The sequence below is a fragment of the Pseudomonas sp. GW822-FHT02E03 genome, assembly GCF_058802325.1.
Genome location: NZ_JBXAOA010000002.1, coordinates 226,200 through 242,868 on the forward strand (window position 1 = coordinate 226,200; position 16,669 = coordinate 242,868).

Here is a 16,669-nt window from a genome sequence, read left to right on the forward strand (position 1 = left end):
TTGTGTTCTCTTTTAAGTTTGACCAGCTCAGCACGGCCCACCGCCGCCTGAGTCCCTTCCAAGCTCGCTGTACAACGAACGATCAAGACCGCTGAGCGTTCGATGCGAGCAATTCCTTCAATATCGCCGCCGGGTCGGCTCGTCGTTGCTGACGATATTCACCGACATGGCGAACGAATAACGTTGCGCGCGTTACCAGGCTTTTGCCCAGTACCGGCTTGCGCTCCAACTCTTCCTTGATGCGTTGAAACTGCGCCTGGATCACGGCATCGGTGTAGCGCGTGCCGGTCGCCAGGTTGTCGATATAGATCGCCACCGCACCGTCCAGCGCGCTGCGGCCATTGTCGATGGCGGTAGCGAACAGCTTGGCGCTGGCCTCGTCCTTGGCGTCCACGGCCTGCTGGCGACTCTTCTGCAAATTGGTCAGGCGGATGTTGTAGTTGTTGACGGTCTCGGCCACCAGGGCCGCCGACTGGATCAGGTTGCCGGCCGCTTCCTCGCGCTGCTGGGCGATGAGCGAGACGTTGCGCTTGAGCTCTTCGTTGACCAGCCCCAACTCGGCTTGCAGGCGCGGGTCGACGCTGGCAGCAATGATGCTGTCCAGGCGTTTGGTCGGGTCCTGGGCGTCGTCAATGGCATCGGTCAGCGAAGCCAGCCGACCTTCTTTCTGCCATTGGGCAAACAGTTCCTTGTAGCGCGAACGTGGCGCCGACAACGCGCCAATCGCCACCCGGAACCCGGTGGTTTCGTTGCTTTGCTCGGTGCCGTCGGCGGCGAACAACGGGTACTCGCGACGCATCCCGGTGAACAAGGTGCCCTCGCCTTCCAGGTAGTTGCCGCCCTTGACCACGAAGCCGCCGTAGGTGCCTTGGCGGCGTCCGGCGTGTACTAGCTGGAAGGACTCCTGGACCATCTCGGCGGCATTGCCGATCACGTCGAACAGGCCGATGGGGTTTGGCAGTTTGGTACCGATCGGCATCAGACGCGCTGCCTGACCAGTGCCGCCGGCGACTTGGTTGAACACCGCCCAATCGGCCAGTGGGCCGTCGCTTTCGCTGCCTTCCAGACGCCGGGGAAACAGGCGCCCTTCCAAATCCTGACGGCTGATGGCCTGCCCGCCACGGGCAGCAAATTCCCATTCGACCTCGGTCGGCAAGCGCACAAAACCCAGCCCGCCCTCTTCCGCCGAGGTGCCGCGACCGCTCACCGGTAGCAGGTCCTTGTGGTATTTCATCAGCCAGGCGCTGTACACCGCCGAGAAGCGTTCGGCCTCGAATCGTGACAACTTCACCTTGGGCAAACGCCCGGCCATGCCTTGCGGCGCCTCGGCTTGCAGTGCCTCGCAGGCCGGCGCCGGCTCGCCGCTGGCCAACGATTGCGCCTGGGCCATGACCTGGGCGTATTGGCGGGCGGTGACTTCGTATTTGCCGATGAAATAAAGCATCGGTTTGAGCGGGGTCTTGGCGTCCGTCTTGGGCATCAACGGCGTGATGGTCTTGCCCCAATCCTTGGGCAGATCCTTGAGGGTGAACTGGCCGTTGATGAAGTCCCGGCGATAACCGGAGATGAACGACTGTTGATAACCGGACTCGCCCTCGCTGAAGGGATAGCCGAGGCTGATCTCGCGGTCGTCCAGAGTGCCTTGCGCCAGGATGTAGACGTAACGGAACACCATCTGCCCTTCGCACGGCAGCGGCAGGCTGACGTCGTCGGGCAACGGCTTGGGGTTGTCCAGTTTGTCTGTACTTTCATCTGCCCAGACCATGCTGGCCAGGCTCAGCGCCACGGCGGCGCCCAGTAACTTATACATCTCGGATTCCTTCAAACGCCTGGATACGCGCCACTCGCCAGCCACCACAGGCCGCCGCCACGACGCTGACGCCGAGCACGGCTGCCAAGGCCCACGCGTAGTGATGCGCCAGCAGATGACTGGCGTATTCGCCCGGCGCCTGCGCAAATAAATGGTTCAGGCCCGATTGCGCCAAGCCATACAGCCCGGCGCTCAACAGGGCCGCAAGGCCGGCGCTGTACAGCGCCTGCAACACAACAAACAGCAACAGCGCCGCCGTGGAAAACCCCAGCAGCCGCAACACCGACAACGCTCGACGCTTGCGCTCGACCGCCGCCAGCGCACCGGCAAAAATCGCCGCGAACGCTCCCGACAAAGCCAATCCGGCGATGATCCAGAATACGATCGACAGGTTGCGGCTCAGCGATTGCACCTGGGCGATGGCCTGGGCCTGGGTCGAGACCAGCAGATTCTGCGCAGCGAAATACTGGCGCAGTGGCTCGACATCCGAGAGACGACGGGCGTACAGACGAAACGCCGGGTACACCCGTTGCTCCGTCACACCCACCGACTCCCCCGGCCAGTTGAACGCCGACACGGCGCGGCCGTCCCGGTAATCTTCAGCCGCTTCCAGCAAGGCCAACGGTGCGAACAACCCGTCCCGGGCGAAGGTTTCCAGCGGCAGTACGCGCAGCACCTGGACGCGAGTGCGCTGCGCCTCGCCACGACCGGCTACTTGCCGACCGACACTGGCCTGCAGCCAATCACCGGCCTTGGCCCCGAGCTTTTCGGCGGCGGTCTGGCTGAGCAGCACCTGATCCAGCCCTTGGGGCACCGACAGACTGCCGAGCAAGGGGTCGTTGGCGGCGGTGGGGATCATTTCGACGGTCACCGTCAAAGCGCCAGCGGTCAGATCCACCGTCGCGGCAATCTGCCGGGTGCGCGGCAAGGCGAAAGCCACGTCGTCGCGCCGGCTCAATTGTTCGATAAACGCGAAGCTGAACCGACCGCCACCCAAGGGAATGATTTCCCGGGTGGCAGGGTCGTTTTCCAAGCGCTCGGTCAAACTGCTGACCAGGCCGAATTTCAAGCCGAACAGCACCAACAACGGCGCGACCACCGCCACCAGCGCCAGTACCGAACAGGCCGACAGCCACGCATCGTTGCGGTAATCCTGCCAGGCCAGGGAAGCCACCAGCGCGCTGCGCATCAGCAGGCCTCCCCGAGGATGGCGGTGACACCGCCATCAACGTCGCGATGACAACTGATGCGCCGCACCTGCAAACCGCTGGCGCGGGCCAATGATTCGTCGTGGGTGGCGACGACGCAGCACACGCCATGTTCGCGGGCCTGGGTCACCAGCAACTGCATCACTCGTTCCGCGTTCAGCGGATCGAGGGCGGCGGTCGGTTCATCGGCCAGCAGCAAACGCGGCCCATGAGCCAGGGCGCGAGCGCAACTCACCCGCTGCCGTTGGCCGACGGACAAGTCGCCCGGCTTCTTGCCCAGTTGATCGACGATATCCAACGCCCCGGCCAAGCGATCCACGCTGCCGTCGTCTTTCAAACCGAGCAGTTTGCGCGACAGGTCGATGTTGCCGCGCACGTCCAGAAAATCCAGCAGGCCACCGGTTTGCAGCACGTAGCCCAAGTGCCGACGGCGCAGGTCCGCCAAGGCACTTTGCGCCTCTGCGCGCCACAGCCCGGTAATGTCCGTGCGGGTTTGGCCGGGCGCAAAATCAAACTGCCCGGCCTGATCCGGAGCCAGCACCAGCGCCAGCAAATCGAGCAACGTGCTTTTGCCACAGCCACTGGGACCGACCACCGCCAATTGTTCACCGGCACACAGTTGCAGCCGAGGGATCACCAGGCTGTAACGCTGGCTGCCGACGCCCCGGTGTTTGTGCACGGCGTTCATGTTCAGCATCACGGCAGCGTCGACAACGGAACGCGGTACAAGGCATCACCCGGTTCGGCATCGCCGAAACGCACCCAGTTGGCCAAGTCGTTGTGGAAGGTTTCGTAGAGGCGGATCTTCGAATCCAGTTCGTCGATAAAATCCTCCTGCTCGGCCACGCTCAGGGAAAGCCACAAATCCTGGGTCATGTTCAGCGACTTGCTGCGGTAGGGCAGCCCTTCCAGGTACTCACCCAGCACCCCGCCATCGGCCAGGTTGCCACCCTTACGCAAGGCCGAGGGATCGCGACTCATGTAGGCACTGGCGCTGGCGATTTCCTGGAAGAAATTCTTCGGCGAGGTCTGGGTCTTGCGGGCCGCATCGACGATCAGTTTCAGCGATTGCTGCAAGTCGTTGAGCTGCAACTTGGTCAGCATCACGCACACCTGGAACGCCGGCAGTGCCGGGTTGGTCAGGTCGCGGTCGGCGGTCCAGGCGCTGACCAGTTGCGGCGCCTGGCTGGCGGCTTTACGCCCCAGGAAGTCCATGTGCATCGCATAGCCGACGGCCGCCGATTTGTCGCTCAGGCTCGGCGCGGCGCTCAGCAGCGGCACGGTTTGGGGCTTGTCGCTACGCACCTGATGCACCAGGTCGGCAAATACCGAACCGATCTCGTCCACCCGCTCACCGAACTTGCGTACATCGGCGCCCGGCACCGGAATGTACAGGTCGCCAATCTGTGGGTTGGCGTCGGCGGTCAGGGTGCGGTATTGGCTTTGCGCACCGCTGTGGGTTTTCTTGCCGGCATCGCTGAGCAGGTGCAAGGCGTAGATCTTGATCTGCTTGCCCAGCGCAGCCTGGCGCACTTCGGCCTCGTTCATTTGCGTGGCGGCATACGGGTCGTTCTTGCGCAAGGCACCGGCATCGGTGACCAACAGAATCAAGCGCCCGCCATAGCCGGACCAGTCCATGCCCTCGACCGCTTCCATCACGCCGGCAAACGCATCTTCGTTGAACGAATGGCTAGAAACCGTGGACGCCTTGACCTGCCGCGCCAGGTCCATGAAGCGCTGTGGGTCGCGGCCCTGGTCCAGTGTGATCAAGGTCTTGGCGACGTACTCCAGGCCCGGGGTTTTCTGGGTGCTGCTGCGAAAGCCCACCAGGCCGAAGCTGACACTGTCCTGCTCGCCCCGCTCGGCGATGCGGGTTTGCAGTTGGTGTACGACGTCGCGGACCTGATCGATGTAGGGCTGCATGGACACGGTGGTGTCCACGACCAACACCACGGCGGTGCGGAACGCGTCGGCATTGGCGGTGGTGATGGGTGTGTTGTTGGTTGCGGCCTTTGGAGCATTGCCGGGGTCGATGGACGCCACGTTCAGCAACTGCACCGGCTGGCCGTTCTCATCGAAGCTCTCGCGCGAATCGAAAATCGGCAACAGGTAAAACTGATTCTGCGGCACCGCGCTGGCGGCCGGTTCCAGGGCCAGCACCTGTTGGTTGTCTTCGTGATTCTGCTGGGCCTTGAGCAACAGGTTTTTTGCCGCCGACGGATCTGCCAGCAGCCTCTCCACGTCACCGGGCTGACGCAGGAACATCACCGGCGCGCGACCGGAGCGTTCGGTGAACTTGAGCACCAGGCTTTGCTTCCAGTCGCTGACTTGCGCGGCCGGCAACCAGCCGTCACTGCGCCCGTCGGTGGCGGCGCCGACACGCAGCCATGGGCTGCCATCAACTTCTTTGCGCTGATAGACGTAAAGCACGGAAAACGCCGGCAAGGCCTTGTCAGGGGTGGCCCCCGGTTCGCTGGCGAGTTTCGCCCCCGGCTTGCTGAGCACTCGCTGGAACAAGGTTTTTTTGCCGGCCATCAGCAGTGGCCGCTGACCGCCATCGATCTCCGTCGCCACAGGGGGGTTTACGGGTGGCGCCACGGTCGGTGGCGGGCTGGCGGGCGGTGCTGAAACCACCGGCACCTTGGCGTCGGCTTCGCCGTCACCGGACAGCCACCAATAACCCGCGCCACCCAAGACCAGCGCCACGGCCACCGCGACGGCGGCGAGTGCGAACACCGGCCCCTTTCGCTGCTCCGAGACCGTGGACGACGGCGTCGGCTTCACAGTCGGCGCAACAGGATTGGATCGAGGTTGTGGCTGCGCGGGGCCGGTCGGTATATCGATGGACACCGGCGTCAGTCCCACCAGGTCATTGCTCACCGCAATCGGCACTACCGGAATTGGCAATGGCCGGATCGTGGTCGCTTCAATCGATTCCCGAGGCAGATTATCCAGCGCCTGCAACAGCGCCGCTGCATCCGCGAAACGCTCGGCCGGATCCTTGGCCAACAGCTTGCGCAGCACCTCTTGATAGCGACCGTGGTGCACTGGCAGCTCCGGCAACGGTTCTGTCAAATGTGCCAGGGCCGTTGAGAGTGCGTCGTTGCCGGTATACGGCAGTTTGCCAACGAGGATTTCGTAGAGCACCACGCCCAGGGCATAAAGATCGGCTCGGCCATCAATATCCTGGCCGCGCGCCTGTTCCGGGCTCATGTAGCTGGGAGTACCGACAGCGAAACCGGCCTGGGTGAACTGGGTGCGGTCATCCATGGACTTGGCGATGCCGAAGTCGGAGAGCACCGCCGTGCCATCGGCGCGGAACAGAATGTTCGCCGGTTTGACGTCGCGATGAACCAGCCCCAGCCCATGGGCATAGCCCAGGGCCGAGGCGATCTGACGGATATAGATCAGACCCTTTTCCGGCGTCAGGCCGGCGGCGATGCGCTCCTTGAGCGTGCCATTGGGCAGGAATTCCATGGCCATGTAATACAGCTCACCGACATGGCCGATGTCATGGATGGTGACCGTATGCGGGTGAGACAGACGCGCCAGGGTTTTACCTTCGCGCAGGAAACGCTCGCAGAAACTCGGGTCGGCCGCCAGCGCGGCGGCCATGACCTTCAGCGCCACCTTGCGCTCCAGCGAGCGCTGGGTCGCCAGGTAAACGCTGGCCATGGCGCCTTCGCCGATCTCGCCGTCGATGTCATAGCCGGGGATCAGAATATTCACGGTGGGGTTCATGAAGGCACCTTCACGACGATGACGGTGATGTTGTCCGGAGCACCACGCATCAGGCCCAGGGACACCAGGCTGCTGGCGATTTCACCGGGTTCGTCGTGGCTCAGCACCTCGCTGATTTCATGGTCCTCGACGGTCTTGGTCAGCCCATCGCTGCACAGCAGGTAACTGTCGCCAGGCATCAACAGCAGATCGACCATCGCCAGCTCCAGTTGCGCCCCTACCCCAACAGCGCGGGTGACAATATTGGACCGTGGATGCACCCGGGCTTCAGCTTCGCTGAGCAGGCCGCTGTCCTGCAGATCCTGAACGTAACTGTGGTCCCGCGAGATGCCTTCGAGCAGGCCGTCACGCAGGCGATACAAGCGGCTGTCACCCGCCCACAGGCACACTCCGCGCAAGTCACGCGCCACCAACGCCACCACGGTGCTGCCCATCATGGTCACGCCGCGGTTGGCGGTTTCTTCACGCACGGTGGCGTTGACCCGCAGCAAGTCGGTTTTCAGCGCCGCGACGTATTCATCCAGCGAACGGCCTACGGCAACGTTGCGCAGGCTATCGACGATCAGACTGCTGACGTAGTCGCCCGCCGCGTGCCCGCCCATGCCATCGGCGACCACCCACAGGCCGTTTTCCGGCCGGTCCAGGCAAGCGTCTTCGTTAACCTGGCGGACCATACCGACATGGCTCTTGCTTGCAGACTTGAACGTCTTTCCAACGCGTGGACACATCTACACAACACCTTCTTGGCCGAGCAAAAATTGCGCAAAATCAGCGGCGGCCGGCAGGCCCTGGCACCGCAATAAAGCAGGAGCGATACGCTCCGACCCCTGGCCCCACCACAGGCTTGCGCCTTCGCAGGCCAGTTCGGCAAGCGCGGTCATTCGTGCCTTCGGGTCGGTGGCATCAAAGCGATGCAGGCCGGCAAAACGGCTGCTTGGCGCGCGTGGCAGGTATGCTGGGCTGCCCAGCGTCTCCAGCCCTGCACCGAAGGCTTCGAAGCTCGCCTCCACGCTCAACGTGCTCAACAGCAATTGCTCGACTTGCTCAAACCAGACATCCGAGCCGCCCACCACCGACGCCGGATCAACGTCGTGATCCAGCAGTACCGCGACGGTCAGCGGAAAATACCGGCCAACCCGATCGATGCTCGGCATCACCACCCCAACGGCGGCCTGCGGCCCACACACACCGGGCCCGAGCATGAAGCGCCACAGCGGACTGACCAGATAGGCATCCAGCCAACGGTCCCCGAGGCTCTGGCTGGCGAGCAGGCCCGCCGCCAGCCACGAATCCCAGGGGCCGATAAAACTCTGCGGCAAGCCACGGCTGACAAAGTCCCCACGACTGGCCAACTTTCCATAGAAACCCGGCGTGCTCATAAACGCTCCGGCAGGCTGAAACCGCTGAGTACACGGCTCTTGAACGGGTTGAAGGCGCTGTTGGCCCGCAGCTCATAAGAGACGCTGGCGCCGTCGACTCGCAGCCGCAGGTTGAAGCGGTCCGGCGAGTTGCCGGCGGTCAGGTCCGATTGCTCCAGCAGACGGAACCAGGCCCAAGGCCCGTCCAGGGTGATGCCCGAACGACCGCTGGCTGAAGGCGGCATGATCGAGATCCGCACCACGCCGATGCTGCCGGGGTTGGGCCATTGCATGGAAGTGGGACGGCTCGGACCGTGGTCGTAGCTCAATTGCTGGCCGTCGAGGTCGAGCAAAAACTGAGTGATGGTGGCGTCCATCGCCACTGGCTTGAGTTCGAAGCGCACCATCGGCTGGGTGCCGCCGGAACGGAAATACGCATCCCGGATAGTCGCCGCCCGTTGGAACGTTTGCAGCACGCCCGGGGCAATGCCGAGCTTCTGTGCGGCGCCCGGCTGCCAACGCCAGGCCTGGGTCGAGGTATCCACGTACGGCTGCAGGTAGTTGCGGAAATAGTTGTCCATCACCCCGCCCACACCGAAGAACTGGCCGAAGTCGTCCAGGGTCGCATCCCGCGCACTGCCCGGCGACATTGGATAACGCCCGGCCAGGGACTGGCGATAGATGTTCACCACTTCGCTGGTCCAGGCCGCATTCAGTTGATTGCGTACCCCGCCCATCATGCTGTTGGTGGTGGAGTTGACCACCGATTTGACCAGGCCCTGCACCAGCGGCGGCTGACGTTCGGCGTTGAGGCTGACCCGTGTCGCGGCCGCTGCGGCCTGGTTCTTGGCTTCGCCGAGCAAGGCGTCGCCGCTGGCGCCGACCATGGCACTGACCTGCACATACAGGGCGTTCATGTCGGCCAGCAGGCCGTCGATGGCCGCCGGCTCGCCTTCGTTTTTGCTGACGATGCTGTTGAGTTCGGCAAAATGCGCGGTGATTGGATCTTCACTGGCATCCGCTGTGTTTTGCGTCGCCTGCTCCTGGCCGAGCAAGGTGCCCAAGCGCTCCTTGAGCTTGTCGACCCCGCCCTCCACCGGCACGCCCTTGGCAGCCAGCAGGCGCTCTTCCTGTTGCAGGTCGGTTTCCTTCGCCACTGCTACCAGCAGTTTTTTCAACGGCGAGGTCGGGCCGGAAATCACCCGCAACACATCGGCGGCCTGGGCCACGCTGGTGATCGGCACGAAGTCGATATCAGCCAGCAAGGCGTCCCACTGGCGCTGATAATCCTGGAAGTACAGGCGACGCACGTCGGCGGCCAGGCTGACGACGTTCTGTTGTTCCGCCTGGTCGCGACCGAGCACCCACTGCTCCTCGGCCAGAGTGCCGGTCTGGTTCAGGCTGGTCAGCAAAAACCCTTGGCGGTAACCCTTGGCCGTGAAGAAGCCGCTCAAGGGTTCGCCCAGCGGCTTGCCACTCTTGCGGCTGAACACCAGCGCGGCATCACGCCCGGCCGCTTCGTTGATACGAAAGTCCGGGATGCCGTCCGGCAGTTTCTGCCGCTTGACCCGGTCATAGACGCGCTGGGCCACCGGCAGCTGCTGCAACTGCCGGCGCAAGTCGTCGATCAGGCGCGGGTCCAGACGTGCGGTGGGCGGATGGCGCTCGAACAGTGCCTGCAAGTGCTCCTCCAGGGCCAGACGCTGCTCGGCCGGCAAGTCGCGCGGCAGGCTGCGATCCCAGTCCAGGGCGATCCACGCCTTGATGAAGTCGGCATCGTAATGCTCGCTGTCGGCGAGCATCAGGTAGGCCTTCAAGCCTTCGTAAAGGAAGTCCGAATTGCCGCCGCCGTGCAGTTGCTCTTCGATGCGCGTGAGCAAGCGTGGCGCGAAGACCGCGATCAGCAACTTGCGATAGACGCTGCCAGACTCGGCTTCAAGCATGTCGCCCTGATACAGGCCCAGGCCTTCGGCCCAGTTCGGCGAGTCGGCGGCCAGGTGCTTCACCGCGTTGAGCAAAGGCAACACCGCAAGCACGTCCCGTTGTGCCGGGCTGAGGTTCTGCACGGCCTGGCCCAGGGGCGCGACTTTCTGATCGACTTGCGCGATATACGCCTGGTTGGCGCGGTAGCTGACCCACCACAAGGTCCCGACCACCAGCACCAGGGCCACGGTCGAGGCCAGCACACCCCGGGCGATCCACTTGCGCCGACGTTCGACTTTCGGGTTAACCCCCACCAGTCCACGCTCGGCAAAGGCCACGGCGCTGAAGAGTTTTTCGATGAAGTAACTGCGCCCGGTGCCGTTCTGGCGTGCCAGGTGCTGGCGGTCCAGGTTCATGCTCTGGGCCATTGAGCCGATCAGCCGGTCAATCGGGCTGCCTTCCTGGGTGCCGCTGGTGAAATACACCCCGCGCAATAGCACCCGCTCTTCAAAGGCGTTGGGTTTGAATACGCCCTCAAGGAAGCTTTGCAGGCAATCCTTCAACGCGCCGAACTGTTGCGGGAAGCCGTAGATCAGATCGCGCCGCGCCGGGTCGCGTTCCTGTTGCAAACGCTCCACCAAACGATCGTTGAGGCGCTGTTCCAGGCCGGTGAATTCGCTTTGCAGATGGGCCAGTGGGCTGTCATTGTTTTTGCCGTCGTCCAGGGCAAAAGTCATACCCCAGACCTGGGCTCGTTCTTCCTTGCTCAGGGTATCGAAATACTCCATGAACCCTGGCACCAGATCGAGCTTGGTCAGCATCAGGTAGATCGGAAAGCGCACGCCCAGTTGCGTGTACAGCTCCTGGATACGCAGGCGGATCGCGGCGGCATGGGCAGCACGCTCGGCGTCGCTGCCCAGCAGCAAGTCGGAGAGGCTGATGGCGATAAACGCGCCGTCGATCGGACGCCGGGCCCGCTGTTTCTTCAACAGGCCGAGAAAACCCAGCCACGCGGCTTTATCGACTGTCGCGTCGCTGTCCTGGGTGGTGTAGCGCCCTGCGGTGTCGAGCAGCACGGCCTGATCGGTGAACCACCAATCGCAATTGCGCGTGCCACCAACGCCACGGACCGCCCCGGCGCCCAACTGCGCCGCCAACGGAAAATGCAGCCCGGAATTGACCAGCGCCGTGGTCTTGCCTGAACCCGGCGGGCCGATGATCACGTACCACGGCAGTTCATACAGGTTACGGCGCTCGTCACCGCCCAGCTTGGCTTTCTTCAACAGTGCCAAGGCTTCGTCCATGCGCTGGCGCAGGGTTTCGAGCTCCTCAGAGGTGGCGATGCTGGTCGGGTCCGGCGGGGTTTGCGCCGCCAGGCTGCGCATCACTTCGGCGGCCTGTCGGCGAGCCTGGATGATGCGAAACACCCGGTAGGCGATCCACACCGCGAACACCAGAATGATCAGCGCCCAGCGCCGCCCTTCGGGCACCAGCAATTCAAGCAGCGGCCCGACAAACCAGATGATCAGGCTCAGGGCGATCAGCCCCAGCAACGGAATGACCCAGCGGATGATAAAACTGAAAAACGCCTTCACTCGACCCCCTCCGCCAACACTGTGATTTCGACCCGACGATTGCGTGCGCGGCCCTCTGTTGTAGCGTTCGAGGCCAACGGTTCGGTGTCGCTGCGGCCTTCGGCGCTGAAGCGTTCGGGCTGGCCGGTCTTGGCCGAAAGGATTTGCAGCACCGAATTGGCCCGCGCCTCGGACAAGGCCCAATTCGATGGAAACCGCAAGGTGGCAATCGGGCGATTGTCACTGTGGCCGGTCACCCGGACCTGGCCCTTGACCTTGCGAACGGCATCGGCGATGCGCAGCATCAGCGGCTGGAAATTGTCGACGATGCTGGCGCTGCCCGAGGCGAACAGCTCATCGCCACGGATGGTCACCACTGAACGGTCAACGGCATCTTCCACCGCGACCCGACCGGCCTTGATTTCATCGGCGAGGAAGCCTGCCAGGCGGGGACGCTCGATCAGTTTCGGTTGCACCACCGGACGGTCGATGGCCTGCACCGGGATCTCGCCCAGCGCATGGATATTTTTAAACACCGGCTCGGCATCAGCGGCCAGTTTCAAGCGCAGGCCGAACAGCAGTGCCAGCAGCAACGCCACGCCGATGGCCACGGCGATCCAAGGCGGCATGAATTGCGCGAGTCGGTCGCGGGCCACGGTGACGCCGCGCCAATGGGGCGACAGTTCACGCTCATAATCGCCACGAGCGCTGCGGATGACCGCACTGGTGCGTTCACGCAAGGCTTCCAGTTGGCTGCGACCGTCGTTCATGACCCGATAACGCCCTTCGAAACCCAGGCACATGCACAGGTACAACAGCTCCAGCAGATACAAACGTTCGCGGGGACTTTGCAGGCAATGTTCCAACAGCTGGAACACCTTCTCGCCGCCCCAGGCTTCGTTGTGCACGGTGATCAGCAGGCTCTGTTTGCCCCAGTCGCTGGCACCACCCCACGGTGTACTCAACACCGCTTCATCCAGGGCGGTGCACAAGGCGTAACGGGCCAGCAACACATCGTTGCGCACCACGCCGGCAGCCTCGGCCCGCTCCTCGAACTGGCGCAGGTAGGCCAGTAATTGCGCGCGCAGGCTCGCCGGCGCCGGGTGGGCAATGGTGTTGCGCAAGCGGGTCAGCAAAGCCAGCAACGGGCCAGCGGCGCTCTCCAGGGGGTTGAGACCTTCGGCCTTGCCGATCAAAAGCGGCGCGGCCGGCATCGAAAGTGGCGCGGCCTGGGCGCGACCAGCCTCCGGGCGGACCGGGTCGGCGCCACGGCCACCGGGTGTCGGCATGAATTGGGTACGATCGTCGTTGCTCATTGCGGTTTATCCTCGGATCGCCCAGAAAGCCAGGTTCAGCCCCGGGAATTGCCCCGCGATGTAGAACGCAAAACCGCCGGAGTTGGCCAGTTGCTGCCAATGCTCGCTGCCCCGGTCCAGTTCGTAATAGGTGGAGCCGGCGTGATACGGGATCTGCCGTGGCGCCACCGGCAGCGGCAGCAGGCCAATGCCCGGTAATTGCAGGTTGACCAGGTTGCGGATGTGCTCCACCGAGCCGACTTTGCTCTGTTGGCCGAAGTGGCCGCGCAGGGTTTCGGCGGGCACGTCGGCGCGCACCACCAGGATGAAGCTGGCGCTGTCGAGCAGGGACTTGTCGGCCAGCATCGCGACGTGGACGCCATAGGCTTTTTCGACGATCGGAATCGGCGTGGCCTTGCTGTCGATCAGCATCGACAACGCCTCACGCAGGGCTTGCATCACCGGCGCGAAACTCAGCGCCAAGTCATCGTGCTGGTACTGCGGGTATTCCTGGGGTCGCCGCCCGGAAGCAGTAAACGTCGAGAACTCCCCGGCCAGACTCACCAGCTCGCTGTAGAACCGCTCGGGGTGCAACGGGCTCAACTGGCTCAAGTGCTGGATCAGCGGCTGGGCACGGTTGACCAGTTGCAGCAGCATGAAATCGGCAATCTCCGAGGCACCACCGGCACCGGACGCCACCACTCGCCCGGCGAGGGCTTCGCCGCGCTGATGAAGCAGGCCCAGCAGTTCGCTGCGAAACGCCGCCAGGGGGTTGGAGGCGACCACATCCAGCAGCGGCGGGATGTAAGTGTCGTCGAGCACCAAGGCTCGGTCGGCGCGTTTTTCCTTGATTCGTACCAGGCCGATGGCGGCGTAGTCGCTGATGCCATCCTGGGCTACCAACAATCGCAGCGCTCTCGAGCCCACGGCCACGGGGGCCTGGTTTTCGAACGGCGCGTTGTCGTCCCGTACTTCGCGAACCTGGCTCACGTAGCGCGCAGCGCCCAGGGCTTCGCCTTCGTCAACGGTATCTCGCGCACCGGCGCGCTTGAGCGGCAAGGCCAGGTACACCAAGCCATCGCGCAGGTTGTCATCGACATTCAGCGGGCTCGGCGCCAGGTCATCCTGGGGAATGTTGAATGGCGTGCCGTCCGGCAACAGGCCCCGTGCCGAGATGATCGCCAGCTTGCCCTGGGCCAGCAGCCCCTGGTCGATCAGCAATTCGGAGAAACCCCAGGCGCCGGCCGACAACGGGCGGCTCCGGGCGTCGATGAGGTTCTCCAAGTAACGGTCATGCTGCTGAAAGTGCTGCGTTCCAATGAACATGCCTTCCGACCAGACCACACGATTGTTCCAGGACATGGGGGGCTCCGATTGTTATTGGGCAGGGCTGGATGGGGAAACCACGACGGCGCTGCGCACGGCTCGCACGTCGAGGCTGATCTGGTATTCGGTGTATTGGCGCGGCGGGACATTCATCACCGCGCGCCACAACGACTGATCCAGCTCGCGATACCCCACCAGCACGCCGATATGGCGGGTGGCCGGGTCGAGGTCGCGCTGCAGGCTCAACTGCTGGCCGGGCTGGATCAGCACTTCGTCCTGATCGATCAGATCGGCGCCGAGCGTCGCCTGGGCCCGTTCGGCCAGTGCGAAATAATCGGAACGGCCGAAGGTGGCGGCATTTTTCAATTCGAAAATACGCACCCGGACCGGGGCTGGCTGGCCAGTGGCGTCGGGGTTGAGCCCGGCAATGGCGTGAAAGTGCAACTCGACGGCGGCCGTATCGGCCTCGGCCTCAGCCTCTTCGGGCTGGGGTTTGGCCGCATCCTTGGCACATGCGGTCAGCAGAAGCGCGGTGGCAACTGCGAGTAAAAACCTGGGAATCATCCTGCGTCCTCAATGACGTTTCAGCTATCCGTTGTTCCGTTTTTTGCTATGAATGGTGCTATGCGATGGCGACGCTCAGCCGCGGCGCTGCCTTGTACTGTGTTCTTCGTAGGCGCGGCTGAATTCCCGACCGAACAGGTCCTGGAAATCCTCTTGGGCCTCGCGGGAAATATTGCTGTAGAGCTCGGTGAACTGCTGCCAGTACTGGGCCTGTCGCGAACCACTGAAAATGCTCGACAGGCCACCGGGCTTGCCCATTCGCTCTTCAAGTTGCGCCGGCTCGAAGCGCGCCAAGAGGTGTTTGATCGCAGCTTCCACGCCGGCCATCACCGCCAATTGGTGGGCACGCAAGTCATCGAAGCTGTCGCGCACAGCCAGGTCCGGCGCCATGAACGCCTGACTGCTGTGGCGCAACAGCAACAGCAATGCTTCATCGACGTTGGGAGCGAATTTCAGCGGGTTGTTTTGCACCGGTTGAATCATCGTCTGCTGAATGCGGAACTCGCCCTTGAGGCTGCTACGGGCGCGCAAGACATCGATCAGGCCTTCGACCATCAGCCGATAACTGCGGCCGATGCTTTCCATTTGTGCCTCGGCCTGAGCCTTGTCCAGGCGCACTTGATCCAGCCCGGCACCGCGCAGAAAGGCTTGCAACAGGTCGGGTTGAGAATTGTCGGCCGGGCTGACCGGATCGACCAGGCGTTCGACGACGGCCACGGGCGGTTCGCAAAGGGGTGCCGGTTCGATCGGTACGTTGATGTGAGGTACGGATGGCGGCGCAACCTCTGTAACAGGCAGCGGGGCGATCGCCACCGGTGCAGGCTTGTCGCTGAACAGATCCCAATCTTCCGGAATCACCGGGGCCGACACCAGCGGCGCAGGCCCGGCCACGGGCGTTGGGCCAGGGATCGGGGTCGGTGGGCGGAAGTCGTGCTGCTCGGCCGGGACATGGTCGGGCTGGGTGGCCGGCGGGACGCTGGCCGGCGTCAGAAAGTCGAACAGGTCCGGCATCGTGTCCATGGCCGATACGCCCTGAAAATGTGCAGGCGGTGTCACGGGCAACGACGTCGGCGTATTCACGACGGCGCCCTGACGCCCCATCAGGGCTTCGAAGCTGCTGGACGAATTGGCGAAAGGGTTGCCATCGGTCACCGGCAGACTGAAATCGATACGCGCCTGGATTTCATAATCACCGATGCGGATAACTTCGCCATCTTGCAACGGCTCGCTGTTGCCCTTGCGCAGACGAATACCGGCCTTGACCAATTCCACACCGTTAGTGCTGTTATCAGTTAAGTAATACCGGCCATCTTTATATTGAACAACGCAATGTTTGCCGGACACCAAACGCTCTGGATCGGGCAATACCCAGTCATTATCAGAATTACGGCCAATTGCCATCACGCCCTGATCCATTGATTTCTCAGGGCACTGGCCAGGGGTAATTTTGTGATAACTAGTGATAGTCAAACACAGCGACATCTTGCCTCCTTGCTGAACACTTTGCTCGCGGGCGAATCGGGATTAACTCCCGCCAGACTCGCTCCGACAACCTTGCAAAAACAACCTTGAAACGGCTTTTTACCAGCATGATTGCTGATCTTAACCGGCTTGCGTGACAAAAAACCTGCATCAGTGCCTGCTTCGACCTATCGGTCGCGCGGGTTGTTAAGCACTTCACATCTGTCACACAGAGGAAATAGCTTACCTTGACAAGCCATAAGTACTACACCAAAAATGCACAACTTCTTGAATATCAATGATGGCACTTTAAGATCGCTGCGTATCCAAAGGGCCATTACACTCAAGGAAACATGCGAAGTTCCACTTGGAACTAACGTGTGAACAGCCCGACTGTCAGTCGGGCGAT

The 16,669-nt window shown here is 62.9% G+C and carries 11 protein-coding genes; all 11 read right to left on the reverse strand.

What is annotated here, in order from left to right; genetic code table 11:
* Positions 1–82 precede the first annotated feature (82 nt).
* Entirely contained in the window at positions 83–1,810 is a 1,728-nt protein-coding gene (locus AC1RQB_RS02905; RefSeq protein ID WP_008073464.1) for a formylglycine-generating enzyme family protein, read from the reverse strand.
* The gene (locus AC1RQB_RS02910; protein ID WP_063342098.1) at positions 1,803–2,999 is read right to left on the reverse strand and encodes an ABC transporter permease; all 1,197 of its coding nucleotides are present in this window, start codon (positions 2,997–2,999) and stop codon (positions 1,803–1,805) included. Before AC1RQB_RS02910 ends, AC1RQB_RS02905 begins: the two co-directional genes overlap by 8 nt.
* Positions 2,999–3,715: an ABC transporter ATP-binding protein gene (locus AC1RQB_RS02915; protein WP_063342097.1), complete on the reverse strand. Its 717-nt coding sequence runs from the start codon at positions 3,713–3,715 to the stop codon at positions 2,999–3,001. Before AC1RQB_RS02915 ends, AC1RQB_RS02910 begins: the two co-directional genes overlap by 1 nt.
* Positions 3,715–6,759 (reverse strand): serine/threonine-protein kinase, encoded by a 3,045-nt coding sequence (locus tag AC1RQB_RS02920; protein WP_063342096.1) that lies wholly within the window; start codon positions 6,757–6,759, stop codon positions 3,715–3,717. Before AC1RQB_RS02920 ends, AC1RQB_RS02915 begins: the two co-directional genes overlap by 1 nt.
* Entirely contained in the window at positions 6,756–7,487 is a 732-nt protein-coding gene (locus tag AC1RQB_RS02925; protein WP_063342095.1) for a PP2C family protein-serine/threonine phosphatase, read from the reverse strand. The genes AC1RQB_RS02920 and AC1RQB_RS02925 overlap by 4 nt, the downstream gene beginning before the upstream one ends.
* Positions 7,488–8,138, reverse strand: a complete 651-nt coding sequence (gene tagF, locus AC1RQB_RS02930; RefSeq protein WP_063342094.1) for a type VI secretion system-associated protein TagF — start codon at positions 8,136–8,138, stop codon at positions 7,488–7,490.
* Positions 8,135–11,635 carry a type VI secretion system membrane subunit TssM gene (gene tssM / locus AC1RQB_RS02935; RefSeq protein WP_063342093.1) on the reverse strand — a complete coding sequence of 1,167 codons (3,501 nt, stop codon included), beginning with the start codon at positions 11,633–11,635 and terminating at the stop codon, positions 8,135–8,137. The genes tagF and tssM overlap by 4 nt, the downstream gene beginning before the upstream one ends.
* Positions 11,632–12,930, reverse strand: a complete 1,299-nt coding sequence (locus AC1RQB_RS02940; RefSeq protein WP_063342092.1) for a DotU family type VI secretion system protein — start codon at positions 12,928–12,930, stop codon at positions 11,632–11,634. Before AC1RQB_RS02940 ends, tssM begins: the two co-directional genes overlap by 4 nt.
* Positions 12,931–12,936: 6 nt before the next feature.
* Positions 12,937–14,271: a type VI secretion system baseplate subunit TssK gene (gene tssK, locus AC1RQB_RS02945; RefSeq protein WP_007894507.1), complete on the reverse strand. Its 1,335-nt coding sequence runs from the start codon at positions 14,269–14,271 to the stop codon at positions 12,937–12,939.
* A gap of 15 nt (positions 14,272–14,286) precedes the next feature.
* Complete coding sequence (gene tssJ / locus AC1RQB_RS02950) at positions 14,287–14,799, reverse strand: type VI secretion system lipoprotein TssJ (protein WP_063342091.1); 513 nt, start codon at positions 14,797–14,799, stop codon at positions 14,287–14,289.
* Between the two features lie 75 nt (positions 14,800–14,874).
* Positions 14,875–16,281, reverse strand: a complete 1,407-nt coding sequence (tagH, locus tag AC1RQB_RS02955; protein ID WP_063342090.1) for a type VI secretion system-associated FHA domain protein TagH — start codon at positions 16,279–16,281, stop codon at positions 14,875–14,877.
* Positions 16,282–16,669 lie beyond the last annotated feature (388 nt).